The sequence below is a fragment of the Rhizobium sp. 01N447_2 genome, assembly GCF_056399245.1.
Genome location: NZ_JBFTQY010000014.1, coordinates 173,873 through 189,669 on the forward strand (window position 1 = coordinate 173,873; position 15,797 = coordinate 189,669).

Consider the following 15,797-nt stretch of genomic DNA (forward strand, 5'->3'; position numbering starts at 1 on the left):
ACACCACATGGGAGCGAATCCTATGAAACCCGACACCTTCAAGGACAAGATCGTCCCCGTCACCACCATCCTGCTGGCCCTCGTCGTCATCTGGTATGTCGCCGCCATCCTCATGAACGCGCCGTTCCAGCGCGACATGGACGGCCGCGCCGGCGTCACACCTTCGACCCTCGAATTCATCGGCAAGACGCTGGCGCAGCCGAAGCCGATCCTGCCGGCGCCGCATCAGGTGGCGCAGAACGTCTACGAGAACACCTTCCTGCGCAGCCTTTCGAGCAACCGCAGCCTCGTCTATCACAGTTGGGTAACGCTCTCCTCCACCCTGCTCGGCTTCGGCTTCGGCATGCTGCTCGGCATCCTTCTCGCCGTGCTGATCGTCCATAACCGCGCCATGGACCGCTCGCTGATGCCCTGGCTGGTGGCGAGCCAGACCATACCGATCCTCGCCATCGCGCCGATGATCGTCATCATCTCCTATAACGTGCTGACCGGCGACAATGCCATTGCACATCTCCTCAATCTCGATTCCGACGCTTCCCGGCTCGTGTCGAAGGCGCTGATCTCCACCTACCTCTCCTTCTTTCCGGTCGCCGTCGGCATGGTGAAGGGGCTGCGTTCGCCTGAGATCATGCATCTCGACCTGATGCGCACCTATTATGCCAGCCCGATGCAGACTTTCTGGAAGCTGCGCGTTCCAGCCTCGATCCCATTCCTTTTCACCTCGATGAAGGTCGCGATCGCCGCCAGCCTCGTCGGCGCCATCGTCGGCGAGTTGCCGACGGGTGCTGTCGCCGGCATCGGCTCGAAGCTGCTCGCCGGCTCCTATTACAGCCAGACCATCGATATCTGGGCGGCCCTCGTCGCCGGATCGCTGCTTGCCGGCATCCTGGTCGCGATTGTCGGTGTTGCGGCGAAAATCGTTGACCGCGCCATGGGCGGGAGGCCGGCATGAGACATCTGACCTTCTCCTGGCAAGGCGTGGTTGCCCTCTTCCTCTGCGTCGGAGCGCTGACGGCCTTGCCGCTCCTGGCCGACGGCGCGACGCGACCCCTCACCGATGGCACGGCAAGCCTCATTTTCATCATCGTCGTCGCGGCTGCCCTGCTGTCTCTAGCGCCGCAGCCGCCGGCCTATCGTGCCACCGTGCTGTTTATCGGCGCGCATGGGGCTGCCTGGATGCTGCTTTCGGCTCTTTCCGGCAACGAGGGCGCGGCGACGCGGGCTTTCTTCCTGCTGCTCTTCGCCTGCTGGCTGCTTGCCTGGCGATGTGTCACCGAGCTGTCGAAACTGCAGCCCGTCACCACTTCCGGCAAGTCGGCACTCCAGCTCCTGATCCCGGCGATCTTCGGCGCCTGGATCCTCATTCTCTGGGAGGCGGTCACACGTGGCGCCGGCGTTCCCTTCATCCTGCTGCCGCCGCCGAGCGCCATCGGCGCGCGGTTCATGGCATCGCTGCCGATCCTCGGCGCGGACGTCAGGCAGACGATCTTCAAGGCGGTGCTGATCGGTTATATCGTCGGCTGTCTCAGTGGCTTCGTCGTCGCGGTGCTGGCCGACCGCATCGCCTTCCTGCGCCGCGGCCTTCTGCCGATCGGCAACATGGTTTCAGCGTTGCCGATCATCGGCGTCGCCCCTGTCATGGTCATGTGGTTCGGCTTCGACTGGCCGTCGAAGGCCGCCGTCGTCATCATCATGACCTTCTTCCCGATGCTGGTGAATACCGTCGCCGGCCTTGCCGCCTCCGGCAGCATGGAGCGCGACCTGATGCGCACCTATGCCTCCGGCTATTGGCAAACGCTGCTGAAACTCAGGCTTCCGGCGGCAATGCCCTTCATTTTCAATGCACTGAAGATCAACTCGACGCTGGCGCTGATTGGTGCCATCGTTGCGGAATTCTTCGGGACGCCGATCGTCGGCATGGGCTTCCGTATCTCCACCGAGATCGGCCGCATGAATGTCGACATGGTCTGGGCGGAAATCGCCGTCGCGGCGCTGGCCGGCTCGATCTTCTATGGCATCATCGCCCTGACCGAACGGGCGGTGACGTTCTGGCATCCGTCTATCCGTGGTGGCTAGGCGCGCGCGGGCTCCAGAAACGGGTCCGGGCATAACTTCAGAGGGTAAGGATAAGAAAATGAGAAAGTTGATGGTTGCAATGATGGCGAGCGCGATGTCGCTCGCATCGGCCCATGCCATGGCCGCCGACAAGGTGGTGCTGCAGCTGAAATGGGTCACGCAGAGCCAGTTCGGCGGTTACTACGTCGCCAAGGAAAAGGGCTTCTATAAGGAAGAAGGCCTCGACGTCGACATCAAGCCGGGTGGCCCCGATATCGCCCCCGAGCAGGTGATCGCCGGCGGCGGCGCCGATGTCATCGTCGACTGGATGGGCGGGGCCCTGGTTGCCCGCGAAAAGGGCGTTCCGCTCGTCAACATCGCCCAGCCCTACCAGAAGGCGGGCCTGGAAATGGTCTGCCGCAAGGACGGCCCGGTCAAGACCGAAGCCGACTTCAAGGGCCACACGCTCGGCGTCTGGTTCTTCGGCAACGAGTATCCCTTCTTCGCCTGGATGAACAAGCTCGGCCTGTCCACAGAAGGCGGTCCGAACGGCGTCACGGTGCTGAAGCAGAGCTTCGACGTGCAGCCGCTTGTCCAGAAGCAGGCCGACTGCATCTCCGTCATGACCTATAACGAATACTGGCAGGCGATCGATGCCGGCTTCAAGCCGGAAGAACTGACGGTCTTCAACTACACTGAAATGGGCAACGACCTTCTCGAAGACGGCCTCTATGCGATGGAAGACAAGCTGAAGGACCCCGCCTTCAAGGAGAAGATGGTCAAGTTCGTCCGCGCTTCGATGAAGGGCTGGAAATATGCCACCGAGAATCCGGACGAAGCCGCCGAGATCGTCATGGACAATGGCGGCCAGGACGACAACCATCAGAAGCGCATGATGGGTGAAGTCGCCAAGCTGGTCGGCGACAGCTCCGGCAAGCTGGACGAGGCGCTCTATGCCCGCACGGCAAAGGCACTGCTCGACCAGAAGATCATCAGCAAGGAGCCGTCGGGCGCCTGGACGCACGACATCACCGACGCCGCTTCCAAATAATTTCGGCAGGATTGCGAAGCAAAACGCGCGGGAGATTTCCCGCGCGTTTTGTCTTTTTCTGGAGCATGATGCCGAAAAGTGTCCGCGGCATTCGGACGACATTCTCTATCTATTTGATTTAGATGATGATTCAGATTTCCGGTCGGTCGGCCTAAATCATCTGCATCCAACAACCGAAAAAAATGCCTTGCAACTGTCGCATTTATCGGGCGTCAAACGTCTTAGGGATGAGGCGCGATCAATCTTCGTAATGTTGACATAACCTTGCGGTGATTGATTGACGTCGGAATGGTAATTATTATCGCCTAATGGGGAATTGTTTTCTGCCGGACTTGTAGATCGAGCAAATCGATACCACCTACAAGCCGAATTTGCCGGCGAGGGATGAAGACGGCAAAGGATCGGCGGATACCTCTGAGAATGCAGGAAGGACAGTGGCCTGATCGCGCGCTGAGTGGCAGACGCTCGAGTTCGGCCAACCTTATCACAAGATTGGACGAAGACGCATGGCACGCAAGCCGATTGGAATTCTAGGCGCCTCTACTCTTTTTGCAGCGGCACTTGCTGCATCCACCGCATTTTCGCAGGAGACGCCGGTCGCAAAGCCGCAGCAGAACCTGCCGGCGATCGTCGTCACCCAGGCGACGAACCGGACCCTCGTCGACCGCGTCATCGGCACGGGAACGGTCAAACCCGTCGAGGAAGTCTATATCCAGCCGCAGGTCGAAGGCCTCTCCATCCGCACGCTGAAGGCCGATGTCGGCGACAAGGTTGAGGCGGAAAGCACGCTGGCCACGCTGAACGACGACGCGCTGATCCTGGATCAGAGCCAGATGCTGGCGACGAGAGCCAAGGGTGAGGCAAGCCTTGCCCAGCTGCGCGCCCAGCTCATCGAGGCGCAGGCCAATGCCGAACAGGCAAGACAGCAGCAGGCCCGCGCCCAGGAAATGGGTAAGAAGGGCACGGTCTCCACCGCCCAGGTCGAACAAGCCGATGCGACTGCCGCCGCCGCCAATGCCCGCGTATCCTCCGCCGAACAGGCGATCGAAGTTTCCGTAGCCGATCTCAAGGTCTTCGACAGCCAGATCGCCGATGCCGATCTGAAACTGGCGCGCACCGATGTGAAGACACCGGTCTCCGGCACGATCTCGGCCAAGAACGCCAAGGTCGGCGCCATCGCCGCCGGCAACGGCGATCCGCTCTTCACCATCATTCGTAACGGCGATATCGAACTCGTTGCCGAAGTCGCCGAAAGCGACATCGTCAGGGTCATGGCCGGTCAGAAGGCGACGATTTCGCTCTCCGGCAGCCGCGAGAAGCTGTCCGGCTCCGTGCGCCTGGTCTCGCCGACCGTCGATCCGGTCACCCGCCTCGGGCTCGTCCATATCTCCATCGACGACGACAGCAAGGCGCGCTCGGGCATGTATGGCAGCGCCGAGATCATCGTGCGCGAGACTGAGGGCGTATCGCTTCCGCTGACCGCCGTGCTGACCAGCAATGAAGGCTCCTCCGCTCGCAGGGTCAAGGATGGGGTGGTGAAATACGCCAAGGTCGAGACCGGCATCCAGGACGGTGCCTATGTCGAGATCGTCAATGGATTGAAGACCGGCGATGAGGTCGTGGCCAAGGCGGGCGCCTATGTCCGTGACGGTGACCACATCACTCCGGTGCGTGAACAGCCCCCGGCTTCCAACTAAAGAGACCATCCGATGAATTTTTCAGCCTGGTCCATTCGAAACCCCATCGCACCGCTGCTGGCCTTCTGCCTGCTGGTGTTCATCGGCATGCAGTCCTTCAACTCGCTGCCGATCACCCGCTTTCCCAACATCGACGTACCGCTGGTTTCGATCAGCGTGACTCAAAGCGGCGCTTCGCCTGCTGAACTCGAAATGCAGGTGACGAAGGAGATCGAAGACGCCGTCGCCTCGATCACCGGCATCGACGAGATCCAGTCGACGGTGACCGACGGCAGCTCGCAGACCAACGTCATGTTCCGCATGGAAGTGCCGACCGAACAGGCCGTGCAGGACACCAAGGACGCGATCGACCGCATCCGCAGCGATCTGCCGGCAAACGCCGAAGCACCGATCGTCTCCAAGGTCGATGTCGAAGGCCAGGCGATCCAGACCTTCGCCGTTTCCTCGCCTGCCCTGTCGCTGGAAGAACTCTCCTGGTTCGTTGACGACACGATCAAGCGTTCGCTGCAGGGCCAGGCCGGCATCGGCCGCGTCGACCGCTACGGCGGCGCCGAGCGCGAAGTGCGCATCGAACTCACCCCCGACAAGCTCAACGCCTATGGCATCACCGCCGCAAGCGTGAACGAGCAGTTGCGCGGCACCAACATCGATCTCGGCTCCGGCCGCGGCCAGGTGGCCGGCAGCGAACAGGCGATCCGCGTTCTGGGCGACGCCCGCAACGTCGCCGAGCTCGCCGACACGACGATCGCGCTGCCGAACGGCCGCTTCGTCAAGCTGTCCGATCTTGGTGTCATCAAGGACACCTATGAGGAGCCGAAGTCCTTCTCGCGCTTCAACGATACGCCCGTCGTCACTTTCGGCGTTTTCCGTTCCAAGGGTGCCAGCGAGGTCAGCGTCGCCGAAACCGTGGGCCAAAGCCTCGACAAGGTGCGGGCCGAAAACCCGAACGTGAAGATCGAACTGATCGACGATTCGGTTTATTTCACCTATGGCAACTACGAAGCCGCCATCCATACGCTGCTCGAAGGCGCGCTGCTCGCCGTTATCGTCGTCTTCCTGTTCCTCAGGAACTGGCGCGCGACGCTGATTTCGGCAATCGCCCTTCCCCTGTCCGCGATCCCGACCTTCTGGATCATGGACCTGATGGGCTTCTCGCTGAACCTCGTCAGCTTCCTCGCCTTGACGCTCGCGACCGGCATCCTCGTCGACGATGCGATCGTCGAAATCGAAAACATCGCCCGCCACATCAAGATGGGCAAGACGCCTTATCGAGCGGCGATCGAGGCGGCTGATGAAATCGGCCTTGCCGTCATCGCCACCACCTTCACCATCATCGCCGTCTTCGTGCCGGTTTCCTTCATGCCGGGCATTCCGGGCCAGTATTTCATCCAGTTCGGCCTGACCGTCGCCTTCTCCGTCTTCTTCTCGCTGATGGTCGCGCGCCTCATCACCCCGATGATGGCCGCCTATCTGATGCGCGCCGAAGACGGCATGGAAGATCATCACGACAATGACGGCCTGCTGATGCGCGGCTACACCCGTCTCATACGTGGCACGACGGGACGCTGGTACACGCGTTATGCGACGCTGATTGTCGCGTTCGCCTTCCTGGTCGGCTCCGTTATGTTGCTGATGCAGGTTCCCGGCAGCTTCCTGCCGCCGGAAGACGCTTCACGCATCGTTCTCTCCGTCGAACTGCCTCCCAATGCACGGCTTGACGACACCGAGAAGACGACGGATGCGATCTACGACAGGGTCAAGGACATTAACGGCGTCGATAGCGTCTTCGTTCTCGGCGGCGCATCGCCGAAGGGCGATCTCGAACTGCGCCGGGCGACCGTCACGCTGGCACTCGACAAGCTCGACCAATCGCTGGTCAAGAAGATGGTCAACGACGTGCTCGGCCATATCCCGGTCATCGGCCCAATGCTGCCGAAGGTGGAAGTCCACGGCCGCGAACGTCCGCAATGGAATATTGAAAAGGAAGTCTTCGCCAAGCTGCACGACATTCCCGACGTCCATATCCTGAAGCTCAATGACCGCGGCGAACGCGACCTCTCCTTCAACTTCCTCTCCAAGAGTGACAAGGACCTGAACGACGCCATCGGTATTCTGGAAGCCAAGCTCCGCGCCGATCCGCTGCTTGCCAATGTCAGCGCCGACGGCGCCCTGCCCCGTCCGGAACTGCAGGTTCATCCGCGCAAGGATGAGGCGGCCCGCCTCGGCATCACGCCGCAGCAGATCTCCGAGACGATCCGCGTCGCCACCATCGGCGATGTCGACGCAGCCCTTGCCAAGATCTCGCTCGACGATCGCCAGATCCCGATCCGTGTCCAGACCTCGCTCGACATGCGCCGCGATCTCGCAGCCATCCGGGCGCTGAAGATCCAGACCGCCAGCGGCGGCACCGTTCCGCTCGCAAGCGTCGCCAATATCGACTATTCGGAAGGCGTAAGCTCGATCAAGCGTAACAACCGCTACCGCGTCGTCTCGATCGGGTCCGACCTGCCGCAGGGCGTGGCGCTCGACACGGCTTCGGCCCGCTTCCGCGAGATCGTCAATGGGGCCAACATCCCCGCCACGGTGCACCTTGCCGAAAGCGGCGACACTAAGGTGCAGACCGAGATGCAGCAGAGCTTCGTCAACGCCATGCTGATGGGTCTCATGCTGGTGCTGACGGTGCTGATCCTGCTCTTCAAGGACGTGATCCAGCCCTTCACCATCCTGTTCTCGCTGCCGCTCGCCATTGGCGGCGTCGCGGCCGGCCTGCTCGTCACCAGCAATCCGCTGTCGATGCCCGTCATGATCGGTATCCTGATGCTGATGGGTGTCGTCACCAAGAACGCGATCCTGCTCGTCGACTTCGCGATCGAGATGCGCCACCGGGGCATGCCTCGCGTCGAGGCCATGGTCGAAGCCGGCCGCAAGCGCGCCCGTCCGATCATCATGACCTCGATCGCCATGTCGGCCGGCATGCTGCCCTCCGCGCTCGGTGTCGGCGAAGGCGGCTCGTTCCGCGCGCCGATGGCGATTGCGGTGATCGGCGGCATCATCGTCTCGACCGTGCTCTCGCTCGTCGTCGTGCCCTCCTTCTTCCTGATCATGGACGATCTGTCCCGCCTGCTCGGCTGGGCTTTCGGCCGCCTGGTCGGCAGGAAGGACGAAGAGGAACTGCCGCTGTCGCGCGAGGATCTTACCCGCGTCACCCGCGAGAACAGCAGCGACATCGACTCGCTGGAAGAGCGCCTGACCGCGATCGAAAAGCCGGAAAGCAAACGCAAGAGCGCCAAGGGCAACGACACCAACGTGCTCCGCCTGCCGCCCTTCGCGGCGGAATAAGCAAAACCCAGGAAATGAACGGGCCGGGGGCGATCTCCCGGCCCGTTTCGTTTTTCGTTCATTTCCAACGCATGTCGCGCAAAAGTGTGCAGCGGTTTTTAGAGCATGATGCCGAAAAGTGTGAGCGGTTTTCGGACGACATCATGCTCTAATTCTTTGATTTTGATCCGGATGTTTTTAGGCCGATCCGGCCTAAATCCGGATCTAGAGCCCGCCCTGCTCCCTGAGGAAGCTGACGATCGAGCTGACGCCGTCGCCGCGCTTCATGTCGGAGAAGACGAAGGGGCGCGAAGCGCGCATGCGCGTCGCATCCCGGTCCATCACGTCGAGATCGGCACCGACATAGGGTGCCAGATCCTTCTTGTTGATGACGAGCAGGTCCGACCGGGTGATGCCGGGCCCGCCCTTGCGCGGGATTTCCTCGCCCTGACAGACGGAGATAACATAGATGGTGATATCGGCAAGATCAGGCGAAAAGGTCGCCGCCAGATTGTCGCCGCCGGATTCGATGAAGACGACGTCGAGATCGGGGATCCGCTGGTTGAGGCCGGCGATCGCCTGCAAATTGATCGTCGCATCCTCACGAATGGCGGTATGCGGGCAGCCGCCTGTCTCGACGCCGACGATGCGGTCCGAAGTCAATGCCTGCATCCGCACCAGCGCCTCGGCATCCTCGGTCGTATAGATATCGTTGGTGACGACGGCGACGGAATAGTCGTCGCGCATCGCCTTGCAGAGCTTTTCGGTCAGCGCCGTCTTGCCCGAGCCGACCGGCCCGCCGATGCCGACACGCAAAGGTCCGTTTCTTGATTTCATGTGCCTTACTCCAATCGAACCCCGATGATAACGAAGCCGCCCGCCCGCGCCACCGTCAAATGACTTAGAGCGCTTGTTTTTCTTCGAATCACGGAAGCGCTCTATCTTTTTGTTTTCACGCAATTCCGGACGCAAAACCGCTGCGCACTTTTGCTGGAATTGCTCTCGCCGCAGCGATAATTTCGGACAATCACGAGCGGAACAGCCGCGTCGCCTGCGTCTCGTGGCGCAGGCTGGCAATATCGGCCTGCACCGTCGCCGAACCCAGATCATCGAGCGTCGAGGTCGCCGCCCGCCGGGCGATCTCCGCGAGGTGCTCTTCGAGGCCGGCAAGCACGGCAACGCCACCCCTTTGCCCAGCGACGCCGAGGCGGATGCCTGATGAAACCGCTTGTGAGGCATAGGCATGCAAGAAGACGACGAGCGCCTTCTCAGGCCTGATACCGTGCGCGCCCGTCACCGCCCCGACCGCAATGGGATAAGCGACCTTGTCAGGTAGCCGCTCGAACACGCCGTCCGGCCAGGCCCGCGCCGCCGCGAGGAAAGCCTCGCCGAGCAGCATCGTTTCCTGATGCCTTTCGCGCGATCCGGCCAGCGCCTCAGCGAGTGCAGCGACTTCGGCAAGGCGTGCGGGTTCTGCCTGTTGCCTGTGGCTTTCGGCCAGAAGCACCGCATCGTTCCAGACCGAACCGTTGCCGACCAAAGTGCCGATCCAGGCCGCAAGCGAGGTCGCATCCGTAACGAACCCGTCGGCTACCGCCCGCTCCAGCCCTCCCGAATAGGCAAAGCTACCGATCGGAAAGGCCGGTGAGAGCCATGCCGTCAGGCGCAGCAGTGCCTGCATCTCGCGATCCCTGGTCATCAAGGCTCAGTCGTGCTTGTGGTCCTGATGTCCGTGGACATGACCATGATCCTGCCCGTGGTCATGATCATGACCGCGATCGTGGCGGTGCTCATGCTCATGCTCGTAGCCATGTTCATGATCATGGTCATGGCCGTGATTATGATCAAGGTCGTGATCATGCCCGCGGTCATGATTGTGATCGTGATCATGCCCATGAGAATGCCCACCTTGGGAATGATAGGCCCCGCGCGCCGGCTGGAACGGCTCATCGATCTCGAGGACGACGGCGCCGAGGCCCTGCAGCATGGTGCGGATGACATGATCGCGCAGGATGACGATGCGGTCTTCCTCGATCTGGGCCGCAAGATGCCGGTTGCCGAGATGCCAGGCGAGCTCGACCAGATGCGTTCGGTCGCGTCCGCGAACCTCGAAGAGCTTCTCGTCGGCGGCGAGGATCTCGATCAGTTCACCGTCGTCGCGCACCAGCAGGTCGCCATTGGCGAAAAGCACCGGATCCTTGAGATCGAGCATGACCATTTCGCCATTTTCCAGATGCAGCAGTTTGCGGCGCAGATGGCGCAGATCATGCGGCAGCTTGACCTGGGCGATCGGATGGGAGGAAGGGGTTCCGGCGGGAAGATAAGAGGTGACGCGCTGCATGATATGTCCGTTTTGCTGAGAGGACGACCATGCAAAATAGCTCTTCCCGATGCAAGCACCAATGCCCTTTCGTCCGGGTGCGGCTTTTATATTCCGTAAGCCTGCATCACATTGTCGCTCTCCGGGCCTCTGTTCTCGCCATCGACGCCGTTGTCGACAAGCCCGTGCCAGGCGTGATGCAGACCTTCCCGTTCGTGGACGACGCGATTGCGCCCAAGTGCCTTGGCGAGATAGAGCGCCCGGTCGGCGGAGGCATAGGCCGCCTGCTTGGTGCGCCCGGCGACGAGATCGGCAACGCCGCCGGAAACGGTGATGCGGATATCGTGCCCCTCGGCTTTCATGGCGCCGCCGGCGATCCGGGCTCGGACGCTTTCGACGCGCTCCATACGCGCCTCGAGCGGCTCCCCGGAGACGATGACGCCGAACTCCTCCCCACCCAGCCGTGCGACGACGGACATCTCATCGAAGGCGGATGTCAGCATGGCCGAAACGGCGATGATGACGGCATCACCGCAGCCATGGCCGAAGCGGTCGTTGATCGTCTTGAAACGGTCGACGTCAAAAATGACCAGCGACGCGTTGCCATCGGTATTCTCAAGCGCCTCGGTAAAAGCGCGCCGGTTGAGCAGTCCGGAAAGCGTATCCGTGCGGCTGAGCTTTTCGAATTCCGCCCGCGAGAGCGCGAGATCGCGCATGGCAAAGCCGGCAAACAGCGAGAGCATGCCGGAAACGGTACCGCCGATCAGCCAGGAGAAGATCGCGCTGAAGCCGATTGCATGGGCGAGCGTCACCGGTAGAAGCCCGAGAAGATCGAGCGACGGCATCGTCAATGCGATAATGACTCCTGAGAGAATAACGGCAAGAAAAGCCATCTTCAGGGCGAAGACATAGACGTTCTTGCGGTATTGAAGATCGCCAAAATCGGCCTGCAGCGAAATCCAGTTTCTCATGAGAATCAACCTTCCTGCTCGGCGTTTCCAGGCATTGATAAGAGCCCAATTGCTGCGGGTGTCTTAATTGACTCGTTAAAATTCGAACGGTTTCGGACGTTTCGATGGACAGAATTTTTCTAGCAGGGGATGCAGCTTTCCAATCCCTGAATCGAACAGTGGGGAGAGACAGTTAAACGATTGATATAAAAGGGGTTTATCAAGCTTCCCGATGCAGCTGTTCCAGAATGGCTTAGCTTGAGAAAATACCGGGTTTTCCACCGATTTTTACAACCATATGGAGAGTGCTATTCACAATTCACTTTAAGAGCGGACCGGCCCGACGGCTGCTTCAATTGTAGACAGCAACAGACAATCGCAATGCTTGTGGAAGCGGGTTCCATATGCCGGTTCGAAGCCCAGCCGAGCGCAGGGCAGCGGCAGTCCAGGTGTTGCAGCCGAAGAGGGCGTTGAAGTATCCCCTGGCCTCAAAGAACCGGTCGATCTCGCCGTAACCCGCATCCGGAATCGGCACCACCGCGCCCGCGTCGCGGACGAAGCTCTCGGAGATAAAATCGCGCAGCTGCACCAATTGATCCTCACTGACATTGAATGCCGTAACGGTGGACTGCGGCTCCGTGATATGACCGGCAAGGTCCACATGCAGCACCGAACGGTCGATCGTCAGCGCGCGTAACACCGGCAGCGGCTTCAGCTCCGCCCATGTGGGAGTTTCCAGATAGAACGCACGACCGCCCCAGCCGATAATGAGCCACTCCGCATTCGGATGGCCGAGCGGAAAACCAGTATTGTCGAGGAAGGAAAAGGCCGCCCGCGTTTCCGCGTCGAGCGGAATGGCAATATCGGTATGGATCGGGCCCGACAGCAGCAGAATCCGATGCGTCACTGCGGCAGACGACGCCTCGACCGGCGCAATCAACGGCCGGGGAATAAAGGTCCCACAGGCCGCCGAAAGCACAAGCAGAAATACGATCCGCAACAACCAGCGGATGCCTGTCCTCATAGGAACCGTCCGTCGCACATGGGCGCGGGCTTAGAACAGGAAATAGCGCTGCGCCATCGGCAGCAGCGTCGCCGGCTCGCATGTCAGCAATTCGTCGTTCGCCCTGACCTCGTAGGTCTCCGGATCGACCTCGATCTCGGGTGTCAGGTCGTTGTGGATCATCGATGCCTTGGAGATGCCGCCGCGCGTATTCTTCACCGCGACCAGTTCCTTGGCAACGCCGAGCCGTCCCTTCAGGCCGGCATCGAGCGAGGCCTGGCTGACGAAGGTGACGGAGGAATTGGTGAGGCTCTTGCCATAGGAGGCAAACATCGGCCGGTAGTGTACCGGCTGCGGCGTAGGGATCGAGGCGTTCGGATCACCCATCGGCGCGGCCGCGATCGACCCACCGAGCAGCACCATATCGGGCTTGACGCCGAAGAAGGCAGGATTCCACAGCACGAGGTCGGCGCGCTTGCCGACTTCGACCGAGCCGATCTCACGGCTGAGACCATGGGCGATCGCCGGATTGATCGTATATTTGGCGATATAGCGGCGGACGCGGAAATTGTCGTTGTCGCCCTTTTCCTCCTTCAGCCGGCCGCGCTGACGCTTCATCTTGTCGGCCGTCTGCCAGGTGCGGATCGCCACCTCGCCGACGCGGCCCATGGCCTGGCTGTCGGACGAGATGATCGAGAAGGCGCCGATATCGTGCAGGATGTCTTCGGCGGCGATCGTCTCCTTGCGGATCCGGCTTTCGGCAAAGGCGATATCTTCGGGGATCGACGGCGACAGATGGTGGCAGACCATCAGCATGTCGAGATGCTCGGCGATGGTATTGACCGTATAGGGACGCGTCGGATTGGTCGACGACGGGATGACGTTCGGCTGGCCGCAGATCTTGATGATGTCAGGCGCATGCCCGCCGCCGGCTCCTTCCGTGTGGAAGGCATGGATGGTGCGGCCCTTGATGGCGCCGATCGTATCCTCGACGAAGCCGCTTTCGTTCAGCGTATCGGTGTGGATCATCACCTGCACGTCGTATTCGTCGGCAACCGACAGGCAGCAGTCGATGGCGCCGGGCGTCGTGCCCCAATCCTCGTGCAGCTTCAGCGACGTGGCGCCGGCCAGTACCATTTCGGTCAGCGCCCCCGGCAGCGAGGCATTGCCCTTGCCGGCAAAGGCGAGGTTCATCGGAAAGGCGTCGGCCGCTTCGATCATGCGCGCGAGATGCCAGGGACCGGGCGTGCAGGTGGTGGCAAGCGTGCCGTGCGCCGGTCCCGTGCCGCCGCCCAGCATGCAGGTCATGCCGCTCATCAGCGCTTCCTCGATCTGCTGCGGTGCGATGAAATGGATATGGCTGTCCATACCGCCAGCGGTGACGATCTTGCCTTCGGCAGCGATCGCCTCCGTGCCGGGGCCGACGATGATGTTGACGCCTGGCTGCATGTCGGGATTACCGGCCTTGCCGATCGCAACGATGCGCCCGTCCTTGAGGCCGATATCGGCTTTGTAGATGCCCGAATGATCGACGATCACCGCATTGGTGATGACCGTATCGACCGCACCGTCCGCCCGCGTCACCTGGCTCTGGCCCATGCCGTCGCGGATCACCTTGCCGCCGCCGAACTTCACCTCCTCGCCATAGGTGGTGAAATCTTTCTCGATCTCGATGAAGAGCTCCGTATCGGCAAGGCGCACCTTGTCGCCGGTGGTCGGTCCAAACATGCCGGCGTAGGCGGCGCGCGAGATCTTGTAGGGCATCTATCAGGCTCCTTGGGAGGAAGAGACGAGTGTTTCTCCGCCGAGCCGCTTGAGGCGGCCAGCGGCAATATAGCTATCGACAAGCTGTCGTTCGGCCGAAAACGGGTGCCATTCCCAGCCGACGTGGCCAAAGCCGGCAAGTGTCGCCTCGGCTTCGGCATATGTGTTCAGCACCTCGGCAATGACGATCATCCCGCTGCTCGGCACGACATAGGGCGAAGGAGCAAAGGCCGAAAGCGAGGCATCGACGGCCTCGTGAACCGCCTTGCCGATGACGACGTGCCTTTTGCCGGTGTCTGCGCAGAAGGCGCTGAACTCAGCGGTATAGTCGTCGCAGAAATCGTCGAGTTCCGGATGAGAGACGGCAAGCGGCGCCCGCATCGCGGCGAATTTTTCCGGGTCGCGTACGCTCCAGATTTCGCCAGCCGAAACGACGCCCGGATGGGCCCGCCACTCACGCGAACCGACCATCGCCTTTGCCGGCCTGCCGGTATTGCAGACCGCGACGGCATCCGTGCGGCTGCCGCCGGCGCCATAGGAGCGGCAATCATTGAAGCGGATGACGATATCGGCGGCATCGATGATGCCAGCCCCGCCCTCCTCGATGTCGCCATTGCCGACGATCATGATTTTCCTGATCACCCTAGTTGCTCATCGTATCTTCGAGCTCTTTCAGCTCTTTCGTGCGTTTGTCCGTAATGTTGGCGAGACACCCCGCGACCAGCATCGGCTCCATCGTGCCGCCACGGGCCTGAAATCCAAAGGCGTCGCATTCGGCGTCACGATAGTCGATCCAGGCGCGCTGCGCCTTGACCAGCGCCTGCTCTGCGCCCTTCATGTCGCCATCCAGGTCCTTGTCGATCGCCGCCAGGGCGGCGCGCGTCTTCTTATACTGCGCATTCAGCGCCTTGTCGGCAGTCTCGTGGCGCGCCGCCTCGCAGCCAGTCATGTCCGATTGCGTCTTGGGATTGTTGCAATTCATATCCTGAGCAGAGGCAGCACCTGCCGTCAGCAGCATCGCCGCCCCGACGAGGCAGATATTCAAGCGCATGCACTTCTCCCGTATTTTGTTCTTAAAGCTCGCCCATCACCAGCTGACGGAAACCGTAGACCTCGCGCTTGCCGGAAAGCGGGATCAGCGTCACCGAGCGCGTCTGCCCCGGCTCGAAGCGCACCGCCGTCCCCGCCGGGATATCGAGCCGCTTGCCGTGTGCTACCGCGCGATCGAAGGAAAGCCCGGCATTGGTCTCGGCGAAATGATAGTGGCTGCCGACCTGCACAGGCCGATCGCCGGTATTGGAAACCTCCAGCGTCACCGTCGGCGCGCCGGCATTCAGTTCGATGTCGCCGCTTGCGGCAATGATCTCGCCTGGAATCATCTCGTCCTCCTTAAGCCGCCTTGGGCGCAGCCCTCGGCCTTCAGTACGCGCTTCGTCGATGCCGGATTTTTGGCGAGCATCACCGCCGGCCGAATAGGCCTGGCGACGAGATTGCCCCCGCAGTTCGGGCAGACACCCTTCAGCACGCCGTCCACGCAATCGGCGCAGAAGGTGCATTCATAGGTGCAGATCCGTGCCTCAATGCTATCAGGCGGCAGATCCTTGTCGCAGCATTCGCAATTGGGCCTGAGCGCGAGCAT

At 61.4% G+C, this 15,797-nt stretch carries 15 protein-coding genes; 5 read left to right on the forward strand and 10 right to left on the reverse strand.

Annotation, left to right across the window (positions count from 1 at the left end; all coding sequences use genetic code 11):
• The first annotated feature begins 22 nt into the window (after positions 1-22).
• From AC1ECN_RS11910 to AC1ECN_RS11930, 5 genes are all read left to right on the forward strand, one after another.
• Positions 23-952: an ABC transporter permease gene (locus tag AC1ECN_RS11910; RefSeq protein WP_018073736.1), complete on the forward strand. Its 930-nt coding sequence runs from the start codon at positions 23-25 to the stop codon at positions 950-952.
• Positions 949-2,076, forward strand: a complete 1,128-nt coding sequence (locus AC1ECN_RS11915; protein ID WP_130662093.1) for an ABC transporter permease — start codon at positions 949-951, stop codon at positions 2,074-2,076. Before AC1ECN_RS11910 ends, AC1ECN_RS11915 begins: the two co-directional genes overlap by 4 nt.
• Positions 2,077-2,134: 58 nt before the next feature.
• Complete coding sequence (locus tag AC1ECN_RS11920) at positions 2,135-3,106, forward strand: ABC transporter substrate-binding protein (RefSeq protein ID WP_018073734.1); 972 nt, start codon at positions 2,135-2,137, stop codon at positions 3,104-3,106.
• A gap of 506 nt (positions 3,107-3,612) precedes the next feature.
• Positions 3,613-4,803: an efflux RND transporter periplasmic adaptor subunit gene (locus AC1ECN_RS11925; RefSeq protein WP_130672994.1), complete on the forward strand. Its 1,191-nt coding sequence runs from the start codon at positions 3,613-3,615 to the stop codon at positions 4,801-4,803.
• Between the two features lie 12 nt (positions 4,804-4,815).
• The gene (locus AC1ECN_RS11930; RefSeq protein ID WP_130672995.1) at positions 4,816-8,142 is read left to right on the forward strand and encodes an efflux RND transporter permease subunit; all 3,327 of its coding nucleotides are present in this window, start codon (positions 4,816-4,818) and stop codon (positions 8,140-8,142) included.
• A 204-nt stretch (positions 8,143-8,346) separates the two neighbouring features.
• Here the strand turns inward: AC1ECN_RS11930 and ureG are convergent, their stop codons facing one another.
• The 10 genes from ureG to AC1ECN_RS11980 form a co-directional block, all read right to left on the reverse strand.
• A complete protein-coding gene (ureG, locus tag AC1ECN_RS11935; protein WP_017965817.1) occupies positions 8,347-8,958 on the reverse strand; it encodes an urease accessory protein UreG in 612 nt (203 codons plus the stop codon).
• Positions 8,959-9,148: 190 nt separating this feature from the next.
• The gene (locus AC1ECN_RS11940; RefSeq protein ID WP_018073730.1) at positions 9,149-9,820 is read right to left on the reverse strand and encodes an urease accessory protein UreF; all 672 of its coding nucleotides are present in this window, start codon (positions 9,818-9,820) and stop codon (positions 9,149-9,151) included.
• A gap of 6 nt (positions 9,821-9,826) precedes the next feature.
• Positions 9,827-10,462: an urease accessory protein UreE gene (gene ureE / locus AC1ECN_RS11945; RefSeq protein ID WP_018073729.1), complete on the reverse strand. Its 636-nt coding sequence runs from the start codon at positions 10,460-10,462 to the stop codon at positions 9,827-9,829.
• A gap of 86 nt (positions 10,463-10,548) precedes the next feature.
• Entirely contained in the window at positions 10,549-11,412 is an 864-nt protein-coding gene (locus tag AC1ECN_RS11950) for a GGDEF domain-containing protein (protein WP_018073728.1), read from the reverse strand.
• 331 nt (positions 11,413-11,743) lie between these two features.
• On the reverse strand, positions 11,744-12,415 hold the full coding sequence (locus tag AC1ECN_RS11955) for a TIGR02117 family protein (RefSeq protein WP_075225008.1): 672 nt from the start codon (positions 12,413-12,415) through the stop codon (positions 11,744-11,746).
• 30 nt (positions 12,416-12,445) lie between these two features.
• Complete coding sequence (gene ureC / locus AC1ECN_RS11960; RefSeq protein ID WP_130672997.1) at positions 12,446-14,158, reverse strand: urease subunit alpha; 1,713 nt, start codon at positions 14,156-14,158, stop codon at positions 12,446-12,448.
• A 3-nt stretch (positions 14,159-14,161) separates the two neighbouring features.
• A complete protein-coding gene (locus AC1ECN_RS11965) occupies positions 14,162-14,785 on the reverse strand; it encodes a hypothetical protein (RefSeq protein ID WP_024319379.1) in 624 nt (207 codons plus the stop codon).
• Positions 14,786-14,801: 16 nt separating this feature from the next.
• Entirely contained in the window at positions 14,802-15,209 is a 408-nt protein-coding gene (locus AC1ECN_RS11970; protein ID WP_018073724.1) for a lysozyme inhibitor LprI family protein, read from the reverse strand.
• Between the two features lie 22 nt (positions 15,210-15,231).
• Positions 15,232-15,537, reverse strand: a complete 306-nt coding sequence (locus AC1ECN_RS11975; RefSeq protein ID WP_024319378.1) for an urease subunit beta — start codon at positions 15,535-15,537, stop codon at positions 15,232-15,234.
• The gene (locus AC1ECN_RS11980) at positions 15,534-15,797 is read right to left on the reverse strand and encodes a DUF1272 domain-containing protein (RefSeq protein WP_130672998.1); all 264 of its coding nucleotides are present in this window, start codon (positions 15,795-15,797) and stop codon (positions 15,534-15,536) included. Before AC1ECN_RS11980 ends, AC1ECN_RS11975 begins: the two co-directional genes overlap by 4 nt.

Bases quoted from the DNA above. Each gene is read 5' to 3' on its own strand.
- AC1ECN_RS11910 (WP_018073736.1), top strand. From the start codon at position 23: ATGAAACCCGACACCTTCAAGGACAAGATCGTCCCCGTCACCACCATC.
- AC1ECN_RS11915 (WP_130662093.1), top strand. From the start codon at position 949: ATGAGACATCTGACCTTCTCCTGGCAAGGCGTGGTTGCCCTCTTCCTC.
- AC1ECN_RS11920 (WP_018073734.1), top strand. From the start codon at position 2,135: ATGAGAAAGTTGATGGTTGCAATGATGGCGAGCGCGATGTCGCTCGCA.
- AC1ECN_RS11925 (WP_130672994.1), top strand. From the start codon at position 3,613: ATGGCACGCAAGCCGATTGGAATTCTAGGCGCCTCTACTCTTTTTGCA.
- AC1ECN_RS11930 (WP_130672995.1), top strand. From the start codon at position 4,816: ATGAATTTTTCAGCCTGGTCCATTCGAAACCCCATCGCACCGCTGCTG.
- ureG (WP_017965817.1), bottom strand. From the start codon at position 8,958: ATGAAATCAAGAAACGGACCTTTGCGTGTCGGCATCGGCGGGCCGGTC.
- AC1ECN_RS11940 (WP_018073730.1), bottom strand. From the start codon at position 9,820: ATGACCAGGGATCGCGAGATGCAGGCACTGCTGCGCCTGACGGCATGG.
- ureE (WP_018073729.1), bottom strand. From the start codon at position 10,462: ATGCAGCGCGTCACCTCTTATCTTCCCGCCGGAACCCCTTCCTCCCAT.
- AC1ECN_RS11950 (WP_018073728.1), bottom strand. From the start codon at position 11,412: ATGAGAAACTGGATTTCGCTGCAGGCCGATTTTGGCGATCTTCAATAC.
- AC1ECN_RS11955 (WP_075225008.1), bottom strand. From the start codon at position 12,415: ATGAGGACAGGCATCCGCTGGTTGTTGCGGATCGTATTTCTGCTTGTG.
- ureC (WP_130672997.1), bottom strand. From the start codon at position 14,158: ATGCCCTACAAGATCTCGCGCGCCGCCTACGCCGGCATGTTTGGACCG.
- AC1ECN_RS11965 (WP_024319379.1), bottom strand. From the start codon at position 14,785: ATGATCGTCGGCAATGGCGACATCGAGGAGGGCGGGGCTGGCATCATC.
- AC1ECN_RS11970 (WP_018073724.1), bottom strand. From the start codon at position 15,209: ATGCGCTTGAATATCTGCCTCGTCGGGGCGGCGATGCTGCTGACGGCA.
- AC1ECN_RS11975 (WP_024319378.1), bottom strand. From the start codon at position 15,537: ATGATTCCAGGCGAGATCATTGCCGCAAGCGGCGACATCGAACTGAAT.
- AC1ECN_RS11980 (WP_130672998.1), bottom strand. From the start codon at position 15,797: ATGCTCGCGCTCAGGCCCAATTGCGAATGCTGCGACAAGGATCTGCCG.